20 protein-coding genes are annotated in these 22,854 nt (G+C 69.3%); 5 read left to right on the forward strand and 15 right to left on the reverse strand.

Annotation, left to right across the window (positions count from 1 at the left end; translation table 11 throughout):
• Positions 1-69: 69 nt before the first annotated feature.
• From AC1XX3_RS03470 to treY, 3 genes are all read left to right on the forward strand, one after another.
• Positions 70-1,134 carry a hypothetical protein gene (locus AC1XX3_RS03470; protein WP_483319682.1) on the forward strand — a complete coding sequence of 355 codons (1,065 nt, stop codon included), beginning with the start codon at positions 70-72 and terminating at the stop codon, positions 1,132-1,134.
• A gap of 97 nt (positions 1,135-1,231) precedes the next feature.
• Positions 1,232-3,349: a heavy metal translocating P-type ATPase gene (locus AC1XX3_RS03475; protein ID WP_483319683.1), complete on the forward strand. Its 2,118-nt coding sequence runs from the start codon at positions 1,232-1,234 to the stop codon at positions 3,347-3,349.
• Between the two features lie 71 nt (positions 3,350-3,420).
• Complete coding sequence (treY, locus tag AC1XX3_RS03480; RefSeq protein ID WP_483319684.1) at positions 3,421-5,667, forward strand: malto-oligosyltrehalose synthase; 2,247 nt, start codon at positions 3,421-3,423, stop codon at positions 5,665-5,667.
• 22 nt (positions 5,668-5,689) lie between these two features.
• On the opposite strand, the gene AC1XX3_RS03485 is transcribed toward treY, so the two are convergent.
• From AC1XX3_RS03485 to AC1XX3_RS03555, 15 genes are all read right to left on the reverse strand, one after another.
• The gene (locus AC1XX3_RS03485) at positions 5,690-6,457 is read right to left on the reverse strand and encodes an amino acid ABC transporter ATP-binding protein (RefSeq protein ID WP_483319685.1); all 768 of its coding nucleotides are present in this window, start codon (positions 6,455-6,457) and stop codon (positions 5,690-5,692) included.
• A 64-nt stretch (positions 6,458-6,521) separates the two neighbouring features.
• On the reverse strand, positions 6,522-8,012 hold the full coding sequence (locus tag AC1XX3_RS03490; protein WP_483319686.1) for an ABC transporter permease subunit: 1,491 nt from the start codon (positions 8,010-8,012) through the stop codon (positions 6,522-6,524).
• 100 nt (positions 8,013-8,112) lie between these two features.
• Positions 8,113-8,823, reverse strand: a complete 711-nt coding sequence (locus AC1XX3_RS03495) for a GNAT family N-acetyltransferase (protein WP_483319687.1) — start codon at positions 8,821-8,823, stop codon at positions 8,113-8,115.
• 143 nt (positions 8,824-8,966) lie between these two features.
• Positions 8,967-10,160: an elongation factor Tu gene (tuf, locus tag AC1XX3_RS03500; RefSeq protein WP_483319688.1), complete on the reverse strand. Its 1,194-nt coding sequence runs from the start codon at positions 10,158-10,160 to the stop codon at positions 8,967-8,969.
• Between the two features lie 196 nt (positions 10,161-10,356).
• Positions 10,357-12,402: an elongation factor G gene (gene fusA / locus AC1XX3_RS03505; RefSeq protein ID WP_483320205.1), complete on the reverse strand. Its 2,046-nt coding sequence runs from the start codon at positions 12,400-12,402 to the stop codon at positions 10,357-10,359.
• 170 nt (positions 12,403-12,572) lie between these two features.
• On the reverse strand, positions 12,573-13,043 hold the full coding sequence (rpsG, locus tag AC1XX3_RS03510) for a 30S ribosomal protein S7 (RefSeq protein WP_483319689.1): 471 nt from the start codon (positions 13,041-13,043) through the stop codon (positions 12,573-12,575).
• Positions 13,043-13,414, reverse strand: a complete 372-nt coding sequence (rpsL, locus tag AC1XX3_RS03515) for a 30S ribosomal protein S12 (protein WP_483319690.1) — start codon at positions 13,412-13,414, stop codon at positions 13,043-13,045. The genes rpsG and rpsL overlap by 1 nt, the downstream gene beginning before the upstream one ends.
• A gap of 220 nt (positions 13,415-13,634) precedes the next feature.
• A complete protein-coding gene (locus AC1XX3_RS03520) occupies positions 13,635-14,501 on the reverse strand; it encodes an aldo/keto reductase (protein WP_483319691.1) in 867 nt (288 codons plus the stop codon).
• A gap of 44 nt (positions 14,502-14,545) precedes the next feature.
• The gene (locus AC1XX3_RS03525) at positions 14,546-15,214 is read right to left on the reverse strand and encodes an MOSC domain-containing protein (RefSeq protein ID WP_483319692.1); all 669 of its coding nucleotides are present in this window, start codon (positions 15,212-15,214) and stop codon (positions 14,546-14,548) included.
• Positions 15,215-15,290: 76 nt separating this feature from the next.
• Complete coding sequence (locus AC1XX3_RS03530; RefSeq protein WP_483319693.1) at positions 15,291-16,442, reverse strand: substrate-binding domain-containing protein; 1,152 nt, start codon at positions 16,440-16,442, stop codon at positions 15,291-15,293.
• A gap of 200 nt (positions 16,443-16,642) precedes the next feature.
• Entirely contained in the window at positions 16,643-17,713 is a 1,071-nt protein-coding gene (locus AC1XX3_RS03535) for an ABC transporter ATP-binding protein (RefSeq protein ID WP_483319694.1), read from the reverse strand.
• Positions 17,707-18,564 (reverse strand): ABC transporter permease, encoded by an 858-nt coding sequence (locus AC1XX3_RS03540; RefSeq protein WP_483319695.1) that lies wholly within the window; start codon positions 18,562-18,564, stop codon positions 17,707-17,709. The genes AC1XX3_RS03535 and AC1XX3_RS03540 overlap by 7 nt, the downstream gene beginning before the upstream one ends.
• Positions 18,551-19,363 carry a molybdate ABC transporter substrate-binding protein gene (gene modA, locus AC1XX3_RS03545; RefSeq protein WP_483319696.1) on the reverse strand — a complete coding sequence of 271 codons (813 nt, stop codon included), beginning with the start codon at positions 19,361-19,363 and terminating at the stop codon, positions 18,551-18,553. Before modA ends, AC1XX3_RS03540 begins: the two co-directional genes overlap by 14 nt.
• 1 nt (position 19,364) lies before the next feature.
• A complete protein-coding gene (locus tag AC1XX3_RS03550; protein WP_483319697.1) occupies positions 19,365-19,760 on the reverse strand; it encodes a TOBE domain-containing protein in 396 nt (131 codons plus the stop codon).
• 58 nt (positions 19,761-19,818) lie between these two features.
• Positions 19,819-20,880 (reverse strand): LacI family DNA-binding transcriptional regulator, encoded by a 1,062-nt coding sequence (locus AC1XX3_RS03555; RefSeq protein ID WP_483319698.1) that lies wholly within the window; start codon positions 20,878-20,880, stop codon positions 19,819-19,821.
• A gap of 141 nt (positions 20,881-21,021) precedes the next feature.
• Here AC1XX3_RS03555 and AC1XX3_RS03560 point away from each other — a divergent pair, with 141 nt between their 5' ends.
• Together AC1XX3_RS03560 and AC1XX3_RS03565 are read left to right on the forward strand one after the other, a co-directional pair.
• Entirely contained in the window at positions 21,022-21,726 is a 705-nt protein-coding gene (locus AC1XX3_RS03560; protein ID WP_483319699.1) for a ThuA domain-containing protein, read from the forward strand.
• Positions 21,723-22,832 (forward strand): Gfo/Idh/MocA family protein, encoded by a 1,110-nt coding sequence (locus AC1XX3_RS03565; protein ID WP_483319700.1) that lies wholly within the window; start codon positions 21,723-21,725, stop codon positions 22,830-22,832. Before AC1XX3_RS03560 ends, AC1XX3_RS03565 begins: the two co-directional genes overlap by 4 nt.
• Positions 22,833-22,854: the final 22 nt, after the last annotated feature.

Raw genomic sequence — 22,854 nt, forward strand, 5'->3', positions numbered from 1 at the left:
AGCGACCCCCGGCCCAACTACCGTGTCTCGCGACGTGGTGCCCGGCCGCGAAGAAGGAGTGATCAAGACATGGCGAAGGCAATTCGGCGCCGGATCATCGGTGCAGTCGCAGCCCTGGGGGCGCTGGCCGCAACCCAGGTCGCGAACCCCACCCCATCGCACGCCGACAACGACTCCGACCCGTTGTGCTACACCACCCGCAGCAGCACCAACCCGTTCTATAGCGGCCCATCCGCGAGTCGGGTCTATGACTGGGTCAGGCCTTCGGCACAGTCGACCAAGCGGTTCGGCAATGACGTGAAGATCCCCGCCGGGCTGCTGGACGGGCGCTACGTACCGCAAGGGCTTGCGGCCTGGTCCAACTGGAACGGTACGGGCGAGGACGTCCTGCTCATCTCTGCTTACCAAGACGTCAACGGTGACAAGGAGCCGGACGGCGCGAGCGCCATCTTCGGCGTCGTGGCCAACGGCGCGCGCAAGGGCACCGGGCTCGGGCGGATGCTGGTCGACAAGGGCCATGTGGGCGGAATCGCCGTCTACCGCGGCTGGCTCTACGTCGGCAGTGAGAACCAGATCCGCGGCTACAAGATCGCCAACGTCACAGCAGCCCTGAAAGGCCCGGACAACAATGTCGTCCGCAAGCCGAGCTACACCCGAGCCAGCTCATACCGCGTCGGCTTCATGGGCAGCGGAGACGGACATCTGTGGGCGGGCGCGTTCAGCGAGACCGAGTCGACCCACCTCAACGGCTACGTCCAGACCAACCGCGCGAAGGGCACCCTGCAGTTCCAGTCAGCCACCCAGGCGTACGCCCCGAAGAAGACCCAGGGGGTGGCCGTCACCGGCAGCCACGTGATCTTCTCAACGTCGTACGGGCGCGGCGATCGCGGCAACCTGTGGGTGATGCGGCGCGGCCAGACCACCCTGACCGACTCGAACTCCTACTGCTTCCGGGCACCGTCGATGAACCAGGGCCTGGCCACCTTGAACGGTCGGCTCTACGTCAACTACGAGAGCGGCTCCTACACCTATACCCGCGACCCGAGCGATGCCTCGACCAACCCGATCAAGCGGCTCCATTCGTCCACGCTGGCCAACGTCACCGACTTGTATGCGAACGGCCCCGCGGACTGACCGGCCGGCAGGCGGCGGGGAATAGCCGCGCCTGATCGGGAGTTATCGGCGTCAGAAGGATGTACCCCCTAGGGGTACCTGACGACGGGCGGCTCGGATGGACAGCTCAGCGCACGGCAGCGGGGTGCCCTCCGGCGCCGACACCGCACATCATCAGCCGGGGGCCGGCCCGGCCGGCGGGCACGCGGGCCACTCCCCGGCGCACGGACACGGCGATCACGTCGCTTCGTTCCGGCGGCTGTTCTGGATCATGCTCGTCGTCGGGACCCCGGTGGTGGTGTTCAGCGACATGGTCGCGATGATCCTCGGCTACTCCCTGCCCGAGGCGCCGCTGGTCGGCTGGATCTCCCCGGTGCTGGGGACGGTGATGTATGCCTGGGGCGGCCGCCCGTTCCTGACCGGTGCCATCGCCGAGGTGCGGGCGCGCCGGCCCGGCATGATGCTGCTCGTCGCCCTGGCGATCACGGTGGCCTTCGTCGCCTCGCTGGGCTCCAGTCTCACTCTGCTGAGCTCCGAGCTGGACTTCTGGTGGGAGCTGTCGCTGCTGATCATCATCATGCTGCTCGGCCATTGGGTGGAGATGCGCTCGCTCGCCCGGTCCTCCTCCGCGCTGGAGTCGCTCGCCGCGCTGCTGCCCGACGTGGCCGAGCGAGTCGATCACGCTGCTGACACGGCCGGACCTGACGCGACTGTCACCGTGGCGCCGGCGGACCTCGTCGTCGGCGACGTGGTGGTCGTCCGGCCCGGGGGTCGTGTCCCGGCCGACGGAGTCGTCGTCGAGGGCACCGCCGAGGTCGACGAGGCCATGATCACCGGGGAGTCCCGCCCTGTCCGCCGCGCCGTCGGCGACTCAGTCGTCGCCGGCACGGTTTCGACCGACTCCGCCCTGCGGGTGCAGGTCACCGCGACCGGAGAGAACACCGCCCTGGCCGGCATCCGGCGGCTGGTCGCGGCGGCTCAGAGCTCTGCGTCGCAGGCCCAGCGACTGGCTGACCGCGCCGCCGGGTGGCTGTTCTGGTTCGCGCTCGCCGCCGCGGCGGTCACAGCGGTGGTCTGGACAGGCCTCGGGTCGCCGCAGGACGCGCTGATCCGCACCATCACCGTCCTGGTCATCGCCTGCCCGCACGCCCTCGGGCTGGCTATCCCCTTGGTGGTGGCGATCGCCACCGAGCGCGCCGCACGGGGTGGCGTCTTGATCAAGGACCGGATGGCACTCGAAGCCATGCGCACCGTCGACACCGTGCTGTTCGACAAGACCGGCACCCTCACCCGGGGTCGGCCGGTGCTGACCCACGTCGTGGCCGTCCCGGGTCGGAGCGAGGACGAGGTCTTGACCCTGGCGGCGGCGGCCGAGACCGACAGCGAGCACCCGCTGGGCCGCGCCATCGTCGACGCCGCCGCGGCGCGGGAGCTGCCCAGACTGGATGCGACCGACGTCGTCGCCTCGACCGCGGTCGGAGTCACGGCCACGGTCCACCGGACGCGGGTCAGCGTCGGCGGTCCTGCTCTGCTCCGCGAGCGGCAGCTCGAGCCGTTACCGGCGTCGGCGCCATGGCAAGCGGACGGCGCCATCGTCGTGCATGTGCTCGTCGACGACGAGCCGGCCGGGGCGATCGCCCTGGCCGACGAGGTGCGGCCGGAATCCCGCGACGCCGTCACCGCGCTGCACCGGCTCGGCAAGCACGTCGTCCTGATCACCGGAGACGCCGAGCAGGTCGCCCGGTCGGTGGCCGCCGATCTCGAGATCGACCAGGTCTTCGCCGGCGTACGCCCCGAGGACAAGGGCGCCACGGTGCAGGAGCTGCAATCCGGCGGACACCGGGTCGCCATGGTCGGTGACGGGGTCAACGACGCACCCGCACTCGCCCAGGCCGACGTCGGCGTGGCCATCGGCGCCGGCACCGACGTCGCCATCGCCTCTGCCGGGGTGGTGCTGGCCAGTGACGACCCACGATCGGTGCTGTCGGTGTTCGAGCTCTCCAGCGCCAGCTATCGCACGATGACACAGAACCTCGCCTGGGCCGCCGGCTACAACCTGATAGCCGTACCGCTCGCGGCCGGTGTGCTCGCCCCCGTCGGGTTCGTGCTCCCGATGGCGGTCGGCGCGTTACTGATGTCCGCCTCGACCCTGGTTGTCGCGGCCAACGCCCAGCTGCTGCGCCGTCTCGACCTTCGCCCAGACATCAGCACCCGGCGGATCCTTCATCGTTCCTGACGGGCTCCCGTCCGCCGCCCGAACCGAGGCTGGCTGCGGCCGTCGTGGTCGCTCACCTTAGGCTCGTTGCCGTGACGACTCCCAGCTCGACCTACCGTCTCCAGATCCGCGCCGGCTTCACCCTCGCCGACGCCACGGCGATCGTGGACTACCTGCGCGACCTCGGTGTCGGCGCTGTCTACCTCTCGCCCCTGCTGCAGTCCACCACTGGTTCCGACCATGGGTACGACACCGTCGACGTGCGCCGGGTCGACCCGGCCCGCGGCGGCGAGGAGGAATGGCAGCAGCTGCTGGCTGCGGCGTCCGATGCCGGTCTGCAGGTGGTGGTCGACATCGTGCCGAACCACCTCGGCATCTCCGTCCCGGCGGAGAACCCAGCCTGGTGGGACGTGCTGCGCAACGGGCAGGAGTCGGCCTACGCCGCCTGGTTCGACATCGACTGGAGCCGCGGCCGGATCGTCGTCCCGATCCTGGGTGACGACGCCGAGCTAAGCGTGACAGACGGCGAGCTGCGCTACTTCGAGCACCGCTTCCCGCTCGCCCCGGGCAGCTGGTCCGAGGGCGATGACCCCGACACGGTGCACGGCCGCCAGCACTACGAGCTGGTGCACTTCCGCCGCGGGAACTCCGAGCTGAACTATCGCCGCTTCTTCGCCGTCACCACCCTCGCCGGCGTACGAGTCGAGGACGAGCGCGTCTTCGACGCGACCCACGCCGAGATCCGCCGCTGGGTGGAGGCCGGCATCTCCGGGCTCCGGGTGGACCACCCGGACGGCCTGGTGGACCCGGGGCAATACCTCGAGCGACTCCGCGCGCTGGCTCCGGAGGCCTGGATCACCGTGGAGAAGATCCTCGAGCACGGCGAGGAGCTGCCCGTCGACTGGCCGGTCGACGGGACCACCGGCTACGACGCGATGCGCGAGGTCAACGGCCTGTTCATCGACCCGGCCGGTGTCGAACCGTTCACCGCCGCCTATCAGCGCCTGACCGGGGACCAGCTGTCGATCGCCGAGCACATCGAGATCGGCAAGCGGATGGTCACCGACGAGCTGCTGGTGGCAGAGATCCGTCGGATGGCCGCCCTCGCGCCGGACGTACCCGATGCGGGTGCGGCCATCGCGGAGGTCGCCATCGCGTTCGCCGTCTACCGCTCCTATCTTCCCGCCGGTGCTGAGCAGCTGGACGCGGCACTCGCCCTCGCCGCCGAGCGGCGGCCGGCGCTCGCCGAGACGCTGGAACAGCTCAGCCCACGGCTGCACGACCCGGACGACGAGCTCGCCCGTCGGATGCAACAGCTCAGTGGAGCGACCATGGCCAAGGGGGTCGAGGACACCGCCTACTACCGTTATGCCCGCTTCATCGCCCTCAACGAGGTCGGCGGCGACCCTGACCAGTTCGGCATCGAGGTGGCGGACTTCCACCGGCTGCAGCAGGTGCGCCAGGAGACCCAGCCCCAGTCGATGACCGGACTGTCGACCCATGACACCAAGCGGGGCGAGGACGTCCGCGCCCGGCTGGCCGTGCTCAGCGAGCTGGCCGACGCCTGGACCACCTTCGCCGAGACCTTCCTGGCCTCGACGGCCATCCCCAATCGTGCGTACGCATACTTCGTCGCCCAGACGCTGGTCGGCGCCGGTCCGATCGAGCGGGAGCGGATGCACGCGTACGTCGAGAAGGCCATGCGCGAGGCCGCCGACGGCACCGGCTGGGTGGACCAGGACGAGGCGTTCGAGGCGGCGGTGCACGCCGCAGTGGACAAGGCCTATGACGACCCGGAGCTACGTGGCGCCTGGGAGCAGCTGCTGGCTGCGGTCAGCGCACCGGGACGGGTGAACGCCCTCGGTCAGAAGCTGGTGCAGCTGACCATGCCCGGCATTCCCGACGTCTATCAGGGCACGGAGATCTGGGAGGACTCGCTGGTGGACCCCGACAACCGGCGCCCGGTCGACTTCGCCGCCCTGCGTACGCTGCTGCAGAGCAGCGAGGCACCCGCGGTGGACGACAGCGGCGCCGCAAAGCAGTGGCTGGTCAGCCGGGTGCTGCGGCTGCGGCATGACGAGCCCACCCGTTTCACCGGCTACACCCCACTGGCGGTGCACGGATCGGCCGCCGACCACCTGGTGGCGTACGACCGGGGCGGGGCGATTGCGCTGGCCACCCGGCTGCCGGTCGGCCTCGCCGCGGCAGGTGGCTGGGGCGACACCACGGTGGAGCTGCCCGGCGGCTGCCACGACCTGCTCACCGGTCGCCGGTGGTCCGGTGAGGTCGCCCTGGCCGAGGTGCTGTCGGACTACCCGGTGGCGGTGCTCGCCTACTGACGCCGGGACCAGGGGTTTCGGCTCAGATCGGTTCAAGGATCCGGCGCAGGAAGGTTCGGGTACGGTCCTGCTGCGGATCCGTCAGCACCTGCGCCGCGGTCCCGCGTTCCACGATGACGCCGCCGTCGATGAACAGCACCTGGTCGGCCACCTGCTGGGCGAACCGGATCTCGTGGGTGACGACGATCATGGTCCAGCCCTCCCCCGCCAGGTCCCGCATCACCGAGAGCACCTCGCCGACCAGCTCCGGGTCGAGCGCGGAGGTCGGCTCGTCGAACAGCAACAGTTCGGGCTGCATCGCCAGCGCCCTGGCGATGCCGACGCGCTGCTGCTGGCCACCCGACAGCTGATCCGGGTATTGCTCGGCCTTGTCGGCCAGCCCGACACGGTCGAGCAGCGCCAGCGCGTCGCGGCGTACCTGTGCCACCGGTCGGCGCTGCACCACGGTTGGTCCCTCCATCACGTTGCGGAGGACGCTCATGTGCGGGAACAGATTGTGTGCCTGGAAGACCATCGCACTCTGCCGCCGTAGCCGTACCAACTCGGACTTGTGGGGCGCGGCCGCGTAGTCCACCGCGACGTCGCCGATTCGCACCGTCCCCGTCTCGGGGACCTCGAGCGCGTTCACGGTCCGCAGCACAGTGGTCTTGCCCGACCCGGACGGCCCGATCAGCACCGTCACCGACCCGGCGGGCACGGTGAAGTCGACCCCGGACAACACCTCGTGGTCGCCGAAGGTCTTGCGGATGCCGCGCACCTCGACCAGGTCAGGTGCGGTGCCGTCGCTCATCGTCGTCTCCCTGCGGTCGTGGTCCAGCCAAGAGCGCTCATCGCGCTGTCACATTGGCGAGCGCTCATCGCGCTACGTGCCGATCGAGACGCTTCTCCAACCGCCCCTGCGCGAACGACAGCACCAGACACAGCACCCAGTAGAAGATCGCCGCCACCCCGTAGAGGGCGAAGAACTGGAAGGTCGGCGCGGCTGCGACCTGAGCCACCCGGAGCAGCTCGGTAACCAGCACGACTGAGGCCAGCGAGGTGTCCTTGACCAGCGAGATCAACGTGTTGGACAGCGGCGGCACCGCGGTGCGGGCAGCCTGCGGCAGGATCACCCGGCGCAGGGTGGTCCAGTAGCCCATCCCCAAGGTGAGCGCCGCCTCGGTCTGTCCTCGCGGCACCGACAAGATGGCGGCGCGGATGATCTCCGCGGCGTAGCCACCGACGTTGAGGCTGAAGGCGATGGTTGCGGCGGTGAAGGAGTCGAAGGTCAGTCCGAGGGCCGGCAGTCCGAAGAAGATCAGATACAGCTGGACGAGCAGCGGGGTACCACGGATCAGCGAGACATACACCCGCGCGAGCTGGGACAGCAGTGGCAGCGACGACAGCCGCATCAGGGCGACGCCGAGCGCGATAGCGAGCCCGATCACGAAGCTGATGGCGGTCAGCGGAATGGTGGCCTTGACCATGGCCAGCAACATCGGTCCGGACGAGTCCTTGATCAGCTGCCAGGTGCTGGTCCTCGCCGCGGCCGCCGCTCCCGGATCGACGTCGGCGGTGCCTGAGGAGACGTTCTGGCCGAAGTACTTCTGCGAGATCCGCGCCAGCGTGCCGTCGGTCTTGAGGACCTGCAGCTGGGTGTTGATCTCGGCGGTCAGCGCCGTGTCGTCGGGCCGTAGCGCGAACACCTGCTCGCTGGTGTTGCCGGTCTGAGCGACGATCTTGACGCTGGTGTCCCCGGTGGTCTTGAAGTACTCCAGCGCGGCCAGGTTGTCGTTGACGGTGGCGTCGACCCGCCCCTCCTTCACCAGCGCGATCGCCTGGGTGAAGCCCTCCACCGCTTCCACCTTGGCTCCGGCGTCGATCGCCACCTTGTTCCAGTTGCTGGTCGAGCTCTGTGCTGTGGTCTTGCCCTTCAGGTCGCTCAGCTTCGTGATCGAGGTGTTGTCGCTGCGGGCGATGATCACGCCGTCGGAGAAGGTGTAGGGCTCAGACAACGAGTACGTCGCTGCGCGCTCGGCGTTCTTGGTCACCTGGTTGGCGACCACGTCGAAGCGGTCCGACATCAGGCTGGCGAAGAGGGCGTCGAACGGCGCCTCGACGAACTCGGTCTCGAGTCCCATCTTCGCCGCCACCGCATCGATCACATCGACGTCGTAGCCGGTCAGCTTGTTGGTCGCGGGGTCGTGATAGCTGAACGGCGGGTACGTCCCCTCCGTCCCCACCCGCAGCACTCCGCTGGAGCGCACCTGCTCGAGGGTGGTGTCTCCACCGCCGGAGCTGCAGGAAGCCGCCAGGACCACGAGCAAGACCAGCGCCGACACGGCGGCGACCAGACGACGCAGCACGACAACCTCCGCTCCTCGCCGTCGCGGGCGCCGCTGCGGGCGGGCAGGGCGGTCGACGCGTGTCCGAGTCTACGTGGCGTCGCACCGCGAGCCGACGAGCTCAGGCGCCGAAGATCACGGTGGTCTGGGACCCCACCCAGGAGTAGCCGAGGCGTCGTGCCACCCGCCGCGACGCCACGTTGTCCGCCCGGGCACGCCACTGCGGCACCAACCCCCGGTCGAGGGCCTCGTTGGTGGCGATCCCTGCGGCCAGGGCCCCATGGCCGGCGCGGCGTCGGGTCGGTGGCGTCAGCACCCCCACATGGCCGAGGATCCGTTCCCACTCCTCGAACCCGGCTCCCGCCAGCAGCTCGTCAGAGTCGTCGAGCATGGCGAACTTCCAGGTCATGGTGGACAGGCCCACTTCGGCGATGTCGTCGGGTGGGCACAACCGCTCCAGGTCGGCCACGGCAGCCGGATCATCAGTGACCCCGGTCGACTTCAGCTCCTCACCGGGCACGTAGGCGTCGGTGAAGCCGAGCGCCGCCTCGCCCAGCAGCCGGCCGGAGTGCGGTCCGCCCGAGGGATCGGCACCCAGCCCGAGCAGGGTCGCACCGTCGCGGAGCTCGCGATGGTGCAGGCCCGCAGCGGCCTCGAGGACGTGCTCCGGCCCGATCAGCACCTCGTGGTCCCACAGGGTGACGAACATGATCATCGAGGGGTTGACCCGGGTGATGCGCTCGCCGGGCAGGGCACTCGTCAGGGCGTCGTCCGGCAGGCCCAGCACCCGGGACCACGCGAGCTCGACGATGGCCTTGGTGTTCTCCTCCACCCACCGAGTCTATGGGCTCGCCCCCGGCCCTCCGAACCCACAGAAGCCCGAACGCACAGAAGCCCCGAGCCGTTCGGCTCGGGGCTTCTGGGTGGTGCTGGTGTGGCTAGTTGGTCACTTGAGGATCCAACCGACGGAGTCGGTTACTTCAGGATCTTCGTGACGCGACCGGCGCCGACGGTCCGGCCACCCTCACGGATGGCGAACTTGAGCTCTTCCTCCATGGCGATCGGCTGGATCAGCTGAACGGTCATGTCGGTGTTGTCACCGGGCATCACCATGTCGGTGCCCTCAGGCAGGTTCACAACACCGGTCACGTCAGTCGTACGGAAGTAGAACTGGGGACGGTAGTTGTTGAAGAACGGCGTGTGACGGCCGCCCTCTTCCTTGCTGAGGATGTAGACGCGTGCCTCGAACTCGGTGTGCGGGGTGGTCGTGCCCGGCTTGATCACGACCATGCCGCGCTCGACGTCCTCGCGCTTGGTGCCACGGAGCAGCAGGCCGACGTTCTCGCCCGCCTGGCCCTCGTCGAGGAGCTTGCGGAACATCTCAACACCGGTGACGGTGGTGGTCTGCTTGGTGTCGCGGATACCGATGATGTCGACGGTCTCGTTGACCTTGACCACGCCACGCTCGATACGACCGGTGATGACGGTGCCACGACCGGTGATCGTGAAGACGTCCTCGACGGGCATCAGGAACGGCTTGTCGATCTCGCGCTCCGGCTGCGGAATGAAGCTGTCCACAGCGGCCATCAGCTCCATGATCGAGTCGGCCCACTTGGCGTCGCCGTTGAGGGCGGGGAAAGCCGCGACGTGGACGACAGGGGTGTCGTCGCCGTCGAACTCGTACTCGCTCAGCAGCTCACGGACCTCGAGCTCGACGAGCTCCAGGATCTCCTCGTCATCAACCATGTCGCACTTGTTGAGCGCGACGACGAGGGCGGGAACGCCGACCTGACGGGCCAGCAGCACGTGCTCGCGGGTCTGCGGCATCGGGCCATCGGTGGCGGCGACCACGAGGATCGCGCCGTCCATCTGAGCCGCGCCGGTGATCATGTTCTTGATGTAGTCGGCGTGACCGGGGCAGTCGACGTGCGCGTAGTGACGAGCCTCGGTCTGGTACTCGACGTGCGCGATGGAGATGGTGATACCGCGCTGACGCTCTTCGGGCGCCTTGTCGATCTGGTCGAACGCCGACGCCTCATTGAGGGTCGGGTACTTGTCGTGGAGCACCTTCGTAATCGCCGCGGTCAGCGTGGTCTTGCCGTGGTCGATATGCCCGATGGTGCCGATGTTGACGTGCGGCTTTGTCCGCTCGAACTTGGCCTTTGCCACTTGGGCTCCTTCTAGGATGGTCGCCACGCGGTCGCGGGGCGTACTGTTTGGACTTCTGTCCAGCTTTCGCTGGAAGCATTGACTCTCAGGTCCGGTCTTGATCCGGCCTAAGTTTTGTGTACGAACTCGCCTTCGTCAAACTCGTTCGTCCACGGTGGTGCCGCCCCGGTCCTCGCAGACACGGGGCGGCCCTTGATCACTCGCCGCGGGCCTTCTGGATGATCTCCTCGGCCACGTTGCGCGGGGTCTCGGCGTAGGAGTGGAACTCCATCGAGTACGACGCCTGGCCCGAGGTCTTCGACCGCAGGTCACCGACGTAGCCGAACATCTCCGACAGCGGCACCAGGGCCTGGACGACCTTGTTGCCGTGCATGTCGTCCATCGCCTGGATCTGACCGCGACGGGCGTTCAGGTCGCCGATGACCGTACCGAGGTAGTCCTCGGGGGTGGTCACCTCGACGGCCATCATCGGCTCGAGCAGAGCCGGGTCGGCCCGGCGGGCAGCTTCCTTGAACACCATCGAGCCGGCGATCTTGAAGGCGAGCTCGGAGGAGTCGACATCGTGGTAGGCGCCGTCCTGCAGCGTCACCTTGATGTCCTCCACCGGGTAGCCGGCCAGCACACCGAACTGCATCGCGTCCTGGACGCCGTCGTCGACGGCCGGGATGTATTCGCGCGGGATGCGACCACCGGTCACCGCGTTGACGAACTCGTAGCCCGAGCCCGGCTCCAGCGGTTCCAGGTCGATGATGACGCGGGCGTACTGCCCCGAGCCACCCGACTGCTTCTTGTGGGTGTACTCGACCTTCGTCACCGGGCGACGCAGCGTCTCCCGGTAGGCCACCTGCGGCTTGCCGATGTTGGCCTCGACCTTGAACTCGCGCTTCATCCGGTCGATCAGCACCTCGAGGTGCAGCTCGCCCATGCCGGCGATGATGGTCTGACCGGTCTCGTCGTCGGTGTGGACCCGGAACGTCGGGTCCTCCTCCGCCAACCGCTGGATGGCGATCGACAGCTTCTCCTGGTCGGACTTGGTCTTCGGCTCGATAGCCTGCTCGATGACCGGGGCCGGGAAGTCCATCGACTCGAGGACGACCGGGTTGGCCTGGTCGCAGAGCGTCTCTCCGGTGGTGGTGTCCTTCAGACCCATCACGGCGACGATCTGGCCGGCGCCGACGCTGGCGATCTCCTCACGCTTGTTGGCGTGCATCTGGTAGATCTTGCCGATCCGCTCCTTGCGACCCTTGGTCGCGTTCAGCACCGTGGTGCCGGTCTCCAGCTTGCCGGAGTAGACGCGGATGTAGGTCAGCTTGCCCAGGTGCGGATCCGCAGCGATCTTGAAGGCCAGCGCCGCGAACGGGTCGGTCACGTCGGGGTGCCGGTCGATCTCGACCGTCTCGTCGCCGGGCTTGAAGCCCTTGATGGCGGGAACGTCCATCGGGGAGGGCAGGTAGGCCAGGACGGCGTCGAGCAGCGGCTGGACACCCTTGTTCTTGAACGCGGTGCCACACAGGACGGCGGTGATCTGGGACGAGAGGATCGCCCGACGCAGCGCAGCCTGGAGCTGCTCAGCGGTCGGCTCCTCGCCCTCGAGGAAGACCTCCATCAGCTCGTCGTCGTATTCGACGACCAGCTCGACCAGCTCGGAGTGGGCCTGGGTGGCCCGCTCCAGCATGTCGGCCGGGATCTCCTCGACGGTGTAGTCCTCACCGATCGCGGTCTCGCCACGCCAGGTCAGCGCACGCATCTTGACCAGGTCGACGACGCCGATGAAGTCGGCCTCGGCGCCGATCGGCAGCTGCAGGATGGCCGGGACGGCGTTCAGACGGTTCTTGATGGTCTCGACACAGAAGTCGAACGAGGCACCGGTGCGGTCCAGCTTGTTGATGAAGCAGATCCGCGGCACCTGGTAGCGGTCGGCCTGACGCCACACGGTCTGGCTCTGCGGCTCGACGCCCGCGACACCGTCGAAGACCGCGACAGCACCGTCGAGGACGCGGAGCGAACGCTCCACCTCGACCGTGAAGTCGACGTGCCCGGGGGTGTCGATGATGTTGATGGTGTGGTCTTTCCACTGACAGGTGGTCGCAGCGGACGTGATCGTGATGCCACGCTCCTGCTCCTGCTCCATCCAGTCCATGGTGGCCGCGCCGTCGTGGACCTCACCGATCTTGTAGTTGATACCGGTGTAGAACAGGATGCGCTCGGTCGTGGTGGTCTTACCCGCATCGATGTGGGCCATGATCCCGATGTTGCGGACCTTGGAAAGGTCAGTCTTGATGTCGACAGCCACGAGGGCTCAACCTCTTATCTGTTGCGAAGGGCTGACCGTACGAGGAGCTATCGAGGCGCCGGTACGGGCAAAATACTTGGTTCGGGGCCGTCGGCCCCGAAGGGGCCGCGGCCGGATGGCTACCAGCGGTAGTGCGCGAACGCCTTGTTGGCTTCAGCCATCTTGTGGGTGTCCTCACGCCGCTTCACCGCGGCGCCGAGACCGTTGGACGCGTCCAGGATCTCGTTCATCAGGCGCTCGGCCATCGTCTTCTCGCGGCGCTGCCGGGAGAAGGACACCAGCCAGCGCATGGCCAGCGTGGTGGACCGGCCGGGCTTGACCTCGATCGGCACCTGGTAGGTGGCGCCACCGACACGGCGGCTCTTGACCTCCAGAGCCGGCTTGACGTTGTCGAGAGCGCGCTTCAGCGTCTGCACGGGGTCGACACCGGTCTTGGTGCGGGTGCCCTCGAGAGCGGTGTAGACGATGCCCTGGGCGATCGTCTTCTTGCCGTCGAGGAGGACCTTGCTGACGAGCTGGCTCACCAGCGGCGACCCGTAGACGGGGTCGACGAGGAGCGGGCGCTTCGGGGCGGGACCCTTGCGAGGCATTACTTCTCCTTCTTCGCGCCGTAGCGGCTGCGAGCCTGCTTGCGGTTCTTGACACCCTGGGTGTCGAGCGAGCCGCGGATGATCTTGTAGCGAACGCCGGGCAGGTCCTTCACGCGACCGCCGCGGACGAGCACCATCGAGTGCTCCTGCAGGTTGTGCCCGACACCGGGGATGTAGGCCGTGACCTCCATGCCGCTGGACAGCTTGACGCGAGCGACCTTACGCAGCGCTGAGTTCGGCTTCTTGGGCGTGGTCGTGTACACCCGTGTGCACACGCCACGACGCTGAGGGGAACCCTTCAGAGCGGGCGTCTTGTTCTTGCTCACCTTGTCGGAGCGGCCCTTTCGGACCAACTGCTGGATTGTGGGCACCGCGTGGTATCTCTTTCTTCTTGGATGTGGGTCGTGTGCCGCCGACTTCTCGGTGGCACACCGTGCGAACTCCACCACATCGATCACCAGAAGTCGTCCGGACGGACGCCTTCACTTCGATCAGATCTTTGGGGCACGCACAAGAGTCGGGCAAGCCCGAACACAAGGGTCAAGGTTATCTCGTCCCCGGCGCACGGTCAAAACCTGCCGCAGGCCGGCGTCAGGCCGCGGCTGCGGCGCTGATCTCGGCGTACGTGGCATCGTCCAGCTCAAGCGACCCGGCGGCCATGTTCTCCTCCAGGTGCGCCACCGACCCGGTGCCGGGGATCGGCATCATCACCGGTGAGCGGCGCAACAGCCACGCCAGTGCGACCTGGGACGCCGTGGCGTCCAGCCGCTTGGCCGCGGCCTCGAGCGGACCACCGATGGCGGCCAGCTCGCCACCCGAGATGGGCGCCCACGGGATGAACCCGATGCCGTTGGCCTCGCAGTAGTCGAGGACGTCGGTGGACTTGTCGTCGGTGAGGTTGAAGCGGTTCTGCACGGTCGAGACCGTGAAGTAGCCGGCGGCCGCCTTGATCTCGTCAACGCTCACCTCCGACAGGCCCAGGGCGGCGACCTTGCCTTCGGCCTGGAGCTCGGCCAGCAGGCCGAACTGCTCCTCGGCCGGGACCTTGGCGTCGATGCGGTGCAGCTGGAACAGGTCCAGTCGCTCGACCCGCAGCCTGCGCAGGCTCAGCTCAGCCTGCTGGCGCAGATATTCGGGTCGACCGACCGGGGTCCACACGTCCGGACCCTGGCGGGTCAGGCCTGCCTTGGTCGCGACCTTGATCCCGGCCGGGTACGGAGCGATCGCCTCCGCGATGATCTCCTCGCTGACGTTCGGCCCATAGGAGTCGGCGGTGTCGATGAAGTCGACGCCCAGCTCGACCGCCCGCCGGACGACCTGACGGGCGACCTCGCGGTCGGCCGGCTCACCCCAGATGCCGGGGCCGGTGATCCGCATGGCGCCGTACCCGAGGCGGTGCACGGTGCCCAGGTCGGCCAGATCGATGGTCGGGGACAGGGTCGAGGTCTGGTCGGTCATGCAACGTACAGCGCTCGGCGCGGTCTCGATATTCCCCCGGCCCCTCAGTCCAGGGCGACCGTCTCCCGCCGCAGCGCCATCTCCCGCAGCTCCTCGGTCAGATCGTCGCCGGCCGCCAGCAGCGACGGCAGGAGATCGCGGCGGGTGGTCATCGCCTGGTAGGTGAGCGACACCGTCACGTCGTGATCGGGCCGATGGATGACCTCGATGGTGCTCCCGGCCTCGATCCGACCGGGAACGGCGACGCTCAGGTACGCCCCCGGGCGGGCGACCTCGGTGAACGTGCGGAGCCACCCCTTCTCCCCCACCCAGCCGCGGAAGGTCGAGCACGGGATCCGGGGGCAGGTCACGACCAGCACCACCTCGTCACCGATCCGCCACCGCTCCCCGAGCCGAGCTCCGTTGACGTCCAGCTGCCGGGTGGTCAGGTTCTCGCCGAAGAAGCCGTTGGGCAGCGGCCGCTCCAGCCGGGCCTCCCAGTCATCCAGATCCTCCCGGGCGTACGCGTAGACCGCCTGCTCGTCACCCCCGTGGTGCTTGCCGTCGCCGATGTAGTCACCGACCAGGCCGCTGCCCAGACCGGTGGTCTTGGGACCGGGGTCACGGACCTCGACCGGACCGATCACCGGCTGCTTGTCGATGCCGGTCGCCCGGGTGTCCTTGTAGGGGTTGGGCTTGGGAGCGCCCACGTTGACGCTGTCGAGGATGGCCACGCGCTCAGCGTACTGACCGGCGGCGGCCCGACCGACCGGTTATCCGGGCTGACCGGCGAGCGGGGCATCGCCTCCGCTACGCGCCGCTGCTGACCTCGTCCGCGGTGTAGTAGCCGGTGTCGACGATCTCCTTCTTCAGGTTGGCCTTGGTGACGATGACCGACGTGTGCAGGTAGGCCGGGACCACCTTGACCTGGTTGTCATAGGTCGTGGTGTCGTTGGTCTCGGGCTGCCTGCCGGTCAGCACCGTGTCCACCATCGTGGCGGCGGTGCTGCCCAGCTCGCGGGTGTCCTTGAAGATCGTCGAGTACTGCACACCTTCCAAGATCAGCTTGTCCGACGGCTTCTCGGCATCCTGTCCGGTGACGACCGGCGTGGTGATGCCGGCGGAGCGGGTCGCGGCCAAGATGCCGCGGGAGATGCCGTCGTACGGCGACAGCACGCCGTCCAGCTTCGCCGAACCGCGGCGGGCCGAGTTCGTGGTCGCACCCTCGGCGTAGAAGCTGGTGAGCAGGGTCTCCATCCGCAGCTGCGCGGTCTCGAGCTTCCACTGCTGCGTGGCGACCTGCTCGAACGTGGTCTGTCCCGACGCGATCGTGAGGATGCCACGGTCGAGATAGGGCTGCAGCACGCCGAGAGCGGCGGCGTAGAAGATGTGTGCGTTGTTGTCGTCAGGGCTACCGGCGAACAGCTCGATGTTCTTCGGATCGGTGGCGCCGGTGTCCTTGCCGTTGGCGTCGACGATGCCGAGCCCCTGCAGCAGGGAGGTGGCCTGCTGCGCGCCGACCAGGTAGTTGTCGAAGGTGACGTAGAAGTCGACGTTGGGCGTCTGGTTGATCAGCCGGTCATAGGCGATCACCTTGACACCGGCTGCGGCCGCCCGATCCAGCTCCTCGGTCAGCGCCGTGCCGTCGATCGGCGCGATGACGAGAGCTTTGGCGCCCTGGTCCAGCATGGCGATGATCTGCCGCCGTTGATCGGCCACCTGGTCGTCGGCGTACTGGAGATCCACCCGGTATCCCAGTGCCTCCAGCTTGGCCTTGACGTTGTCGCCGTCGTCGATCCAGCGGGCGGAGGTCTTGGTCGGCATCGCCACGCCGACCAGTGCTCCGGCGTTGCTCGCTGCCTCGGCGCCGTCCTCGCCGTCGCGGTTGACCGCACAGCCAGCAGCGGCCGCGAGCAGCGCACTGAGGACAACGAGCTGGACCAGAAACCTCTGAATGATCATGCCTGGCCCTCTCGGCCGCTCGGCCCGCGGCGTGGGCGCTGGCCCACCCGAACGGGGATGGTCGTCGGTCACCCCCGAGACCGTCTGCTCCGACCGGCGGCGGACGGCGGGCGGAGTCCGATCCGGTGCCGCGGGGTCGAAGCAGCACACCCTACCGGCACCGTCGCGACGGCCGTGATGCTGCTGCCGGGCGGGTGTTCTCATCGGGGATAGACGTCCACCTCGGAGGCCTTGACGCTGACCCACACCTCCACCCCGAGGCCGAGACCAAGATCGGCGACCGCCGCCGCGGTGATCTCGGCGATCACTGTGGCCCCCGGCCCGGGTGCGCCGCCGACCTCCACCCGGACCCCGTCGCCGTGGGGTTCGAGGCCGGTGATCGGTCCGCGCCAGAGATTGCGCGGACTGCCGTCCGGACGGCTGCGGAACAGCGCGACGGCGGCCGGGCGGAACGCGACGTGCACGGCACCCTGGGCCGGTTGTCCGAGCTCGACAGATCCCCCGCCCGCCAGCTGCACCTGCCGGCCGGTGGCAGTGCCAGCCACCAGGTTCAGCCCGACCAGCCGTGCGACGTAGTCGGTCCGCGGCCGGCGGGCGACCTCGGCCGGGGTCCCCTGCTGCACCATCCGGCCCTCCTCCAGCACGACCAGCCGGTCGGCCAGCACGGCGGCGTCCACCGGGTCGTGGGTGACCACCACCGAGGCGCCGCCGAACGCGCGCAGGTGTCGGCGCAGCTCGCTCCGGACGGTCAGGCGGGTTCGCGCGTCCAGCGCCGCCAGTGGTTCGTCGAGCAGCAACAGCGCAGGTTCGACAGCCAGGGCACGCGCCAGTGCCACCCGTTGCGCCTGGCCGCCGGAGATCCGCCGTGGTCGCAGGGCTGCCAGGTCGCCGGCTCCCACCCGCTGCAGCATCGCGGCAGCCGTGGCGCGGGCTTCGGCTCGGCCGCGGCCCTTGGCCCGGGGGCCGAAGGCAACGTTGTCGAGCACGGTGAGGTGGGGGAAGAGCAGGTAGTCCTGGAACACCATCCCCACCGGACGATCATGGACGGGCAGTCGGATGCCGCGCGCCACGTCGTCCAGCACCAGGTCGCCACAGACCGTACGCCCCGCCTGCAGCGCGAGCAGACCGGACAGGGCGCGCAAGGTGGTCGACTTGCCGGCTCCGTTCGGTCCCAACAGCGCCACCACCTCGCCCTCGGCCACCGCGAGCCGCAGGTCCAGGGTCAGGTCGCCGCGGACCAGCCGCAGCTCCGCCTCCAGCCCGCTCACCACCGGTTCACCCAACGATCACGGAGCAGGACCAGGACCACGACCGACACCACCAGCAGCAGCACCGACAGCAGCAGGGCGGCGCCCGGGTCGGTCTCCAGGGCCAGGTAGACCTCGAGCGGCATCGTCCGCGTGGTCCCGGGGAAGCTGCCCGCGAAGGTGATCGTGGCGCCGAACTCCCCCAGCGCACGCGCCCAGGCCAGCACCGCTCCCGACGCGATCCCGGGCCCGATCAACGGCAGGGTGACCCGGGAGAACACCACGACGGGTCGGGCGCCGAGCGTCGCCGCTGCCTCCTCGTATCGCCGGTCCGCGGCCCGCAGCGCCCCCTCGACCGAGAGGACGAGATACGGCAGCGCCACGAACACCTGCGCCAACACCACGGCGTACGGCGTGAAGGGGAAGGCGAAGCCGGTGAGCTCGTACAGCGGTCGACCGAGCAGGCCGGAGCGCCCCAGCACGGTGAACAGCGCAACCCCGCCGACCACCGGCGGCAGCACCAGCGGGACCGTGACCAGCGCACGCAGCACACCCGAGCCACGCACGCCCGGCTGAGCGAGCAGCCAGGCCATCGGCACCCCGAGGACGACGGCGACCACCGTGGCGATGGAGGCGGTGATCACCGACAGCCGCAGCGCCGTCATCGCGGCACCGTCGGTCAGCACCTGCCACGCATCCGGCCACGGGGCTCGGATGACCAGACCGACCAGCGGCAGGACCAAGAACGCGCAGCCGATCGCGGCCGGGACGCCGAGCAGGGCGGGGACACCGGCTGCGCGCCAGCGCTGGCCTCCGGGCAATGCTCGCCAGCGCCGGCCGCGGCGCTCGGTCGGGACCGGGTCAGGGCGAGCCAAAGCCGGCCTCGGTCATGATCCGGCGGCCGTCGGCCGAGGTGACGTAGTCGACGAAGGCCTGCGCGGCGGCGGGATGGGGGGCGTCGGCCAGCCGCACGATCGGATAGACGTTCACTGCGGCCGTCGCCTCGGCCACGTCGATCCCCTGGACCTCGGCGCCGGCGGCAGCCACGTCGGTCCGATAGACCAGGGCAGCGTCCACCTCGTTCAGCCGCACCTTCTGCAGTGCGGCCTTGACGTCGGACTCGAAGGTGTCGGGCCTGGCGTCGATGCCGGCGTCGGCGAACACGGCCTGCGCCGCAGCACCGCAGGGCACCTGGGGGGCGCAGACGGCGAGCGTACGGTCGGGATCGGCGAAGTCGGCCAGCCCGGTGATGTTGCCGGGATTGCCCCGCGGCACCGCGATCTGCAGCGTGTTGGTGGCGAAGCTCACCGGTCCGGCGGCCGCACCGACGGCGGTCACGGTGGCCATCGTCGCCTCGCTCGCCGCGGCGAACACGTCCGCCGGCGCACCGGAGGTGATCTGGGTGGCCAGCGTCGAGCTGGAACCGAAGCTGAAGGTCAGCGTGGTGCCGGGATGTGCGGCTTCGAACCGGTCGCCCATGGTCGTGAACGACTCGGTCAGGGACGCGGCAGCGAGCACGGTCAGTGGTCCGGTGACCGGCTGGCGAACCGCGGGATCCGGCGCGGATGTTCGCCCACTGCAGCCGGTCATCATGGTCACCGCGAACAGCAGCGCGGCGATGACGCCGACCCGGACCGGGGGGCGGTGCGGAACTGACCGTGGGCCGGGCGACACGTCAGGCGTCCGGTGTCTCAACCACGACGTGGGTGGACTTGACCGAAGCGACGGCGAGCACGCCGGGCGCCAGGCCCAGCTCGGCGGCCGCTTCGGCGGAGATCAGCGACACGACGCGGAACGGCCCGCACTGCAGATCCACCTGCGCCATCACCGTGTCGGCGACGACCCGGGTGACCAACCCGGTGAAGCGGTTGCGGGCACTGACGGCAGTCGGGGTGCCCAGCTCGGGGGTGGTGGCGATCTCCTGCGCCAAGGCGGCGAGCGCAGCACCGTCCACGGCTCGAGGGCCCGGTCCCCCGACGACCGGCAGCCGGCCGGTGTCGATCCAGCGACGTACGGTGTCGTCGCTGACGCCGAGCAGCGACGCGGCCTGGCTGATCCGATATTGCGGCACCTGGGCAGCATATCGCCCGCATCTGCGGAAATATTGGGCCGGCGCTTCCCGAATTCGGCTAGCGAGGCGCGGTGGCGGTGGAGCCGCGGACGACCAGCACGGTGGCCAGCTCCTCGCGATGGGTGATGGGCGCCTCCGAAGTGCTGCCGCCCTCGTCCTGCAACCGCAGCAGGGCTCGCAGCGCAGCCGCACCCATCTGCTTGATCGGCTGGCCCACCGTGGTCAGCCCCGGCGACACCCACTGCGACTCGGGAAGGTCGTCGAAACCCACCACGCTGAGGTCGGACGGGACCGAGAGCCCTCGCGCCCGGGCCGCCAGATAGACCCCGAGGGCCATCGTGTCGGAGCAGGCGAAGACCGCGGTCGGCGGCTCCGCGAGGTCGAGGAGCTGACCCGCCGCGTGCTCGCCCCCGGCCGTGTCCCAGGCGGCGTGCCGCAACAGCTCCGGCGGCAGGCGAAGCCCGGCGTGCTCCAGGCCCGAGCGGAAGCCGTCGATCCGGGCCTGGCTGTAGAGGTGGCGACGCTGACCACCCAGCACCGCGATCCGCCGGTGCCCCAGCGCGACGAGGTGTTCCGCCGCGGAACGACCGCCGGCCCAGTTGGTGGCTCCCACACTCGCGGTGTCCGGGGCGGCCTCGACCGCCGGGTCGAGCTGCACGACCGGAATGCCGGCGGCAGCCAGCGCTGCCAGCTCCGCGCGGGTCGGGGTGACCAGGGCCAGCACGGCTCCCCGTGAGCGTCGGCTCAGCAGCCGCGCCACCCAGTGCCGCTCTCCGGTGTCCTCGGGCCGGGCCACGGTGACGACCACGTCGACGCCGGCGTCGGCGGCGGCCTGCTCCACCCCGCTCAACACCCGGTTGGACCACGACCCTTCGACCACGCGCAGGACGAGGTCGACCAGGGCGCCGGGGTGCGCGCCCCCGGACCGTGACCGCGAGGTCGCCCCCGCTCGCCGGGGCGATCGGTAGCCCAGCTCCGCGGCCGCGGCCAGCACCGCCGTCCGCGTCGCCGCCGAGACGTCACTGCGCCCGTTCAGGACCTTCGAGACCGTCGGCACCGTGGTCCGGCAGTGCCGTGCCACGTCCGCGAGAGTGGTCGGTCGCCCCGGGGTCTCGGTCATATCCTCATTATGGAGAGCCGCCAGAGTTTCGCAACACTATGCGTAGAAGTGGCGCTGCTTGACCGTCCGTACGGACAGTGAAACGATCATCGAAGATCCGAGTTGCGCAAGGATGACACTCGGCGAAGTGAGAGAGCACCCATGACAATCGCAGAGAAGTCGGCCCTCGTCGTACGCGGCGGCTGGGACGGCCACGCCCCGGTCGAGGCGACCGACCTGTTCATCCCCTATCTGGTCGAGAACGGCTATGACGTCCGGGTCGAGGACTCGCCGGCGGTCTACGCCGACGCCGAGACGATGGCCCGCACCGATCTCATCCTGCAGTGCGTGACCATGAGCGCGATCGAGCCCGACCAGCTGGTCGGTCTGCGCGAGGCCGTGGCCAACGGCACCGGAATGGCCGGTTGGCACGGCGGCATCGCCGACTCGTATCGCAACTCCTCGGACTATCTGCACCTGATCGGCGGTCAGTTCGCCTGCCACCCGGGCAAGGACCCCCAGACCATCACCGAGCAGTCGGCGGCCAACAACTACGTGCCCTACCGGGTGGAGATCTCACCCGAAGCCGCCGACCATCCGATCGTGGCCGGCCTGGAGGACTTCGACCTCACCACCGAGCAGTACTGGGTGCTCAGCGACGACTACTGCGATGTGCTGGCCACCACCACCCAGCAGGTGCGCGCCTGGGACCCGTGGCACCGGCCGGTCACCTCACCGGCGATCTGGACCCGTCAGTGGGGCCAGGGCCGGGTGTTCGTGACCACGCCCGGCCACAGCGTCGACGTCTTGGAGCACCCGAGCGTGCGCACCATCATCGAGCGGGGGCTGCTGTGGGCGAGCCGGTGACGCCCTGGCGCGTCGGGCTGGTCGGCTGCGGGAAGATCTCCGACGCCTATCTCACCACCATCGCCCGGCTGGCCGCGCTGCGGCTGACAGCGGTGGCCGACCTGGACGCTGACCGGGCGGCGGCGGTGGCCGCGACCTACGGCGTCCGGGCGCTGACCGTGGCCGAGCTGGTGGCTGACCCCGACGTCGACGTCGTGCTGAACCTGACCATTCCGGCCGCGCACGCCGAGGTCGCCCTGCAGGCCATCGCCGCCGGCAAGAGCGTCTACGGCGAGAAGCCGTTGACCGCCGACACCGCCGCCGGCGCTGCTGTGCTGGACGCCGCCCGCGAAGCCGGCGTCCGGGTGGGCTGCGCGCCCGACACGGTGCTCGGCACCGGCACCCAGACGGCCCGCAAGGCCATCGACGACGGACTCATCGGTGCGCCGATCGCCGCCACCGCCACCATGGTGACGCCGGGCCACGAACGCTGGCACCCGAACCCTGACTTCTACTACCAGCCCGGCGGCGGGCCGCTGTTGGACATGGGCCCGTACTACGTCAGCGCGCTGGTCACGCTGCTGGGTCCGGTGTCGTCGGTGATCGGGGCGGCGAGCCACACCCGGACACAGCGCACCATCGGCTCCGGTCCGCGGCAGGGCGAGGTCATCGACGTCACCGTCGACACCCATGTCACCGGCGTGCTGGTGCACACCGGTGGGGTGCTGTCCACCCTGGTGATGAGCTTCGACTCGGTGGCCAGCCGGTCGTCGCGGATCGAGGTGCACGGCGAGCGCGGCTCCCTGGTGGTCCCCGACCCGAACACCTTCGGCGGTGACGTGGAGCTGCAGACGCTCGGCGAGGGCGGCTGGCAGGTGCTGCCGGTCAGCGCCGGCTATCGCGACAGCGCCCGCGGATACGGACTGGCGGACCTCGCCCTCACCCCGGCCGGCCAGACCGCGCGGGCCGGCGGCGAGCTCGCCTTCCATGTGCTCGACGTCATGACGTCCCTGCTGTCCTCGGCTGAGACCGGACGCTCGGTCGCGGTGCAGAGCAGCTGCGAGCGACCGGCCGCCGTACCCCTGTCGGAGGCACCCGGAGGGTTGCGCCCGTCGTCTGACGGCTAAATCGCTGCGGTCTGTCAGCCGC

The organism is Microlunatus sp. M237, assembly GCF_056896895.1.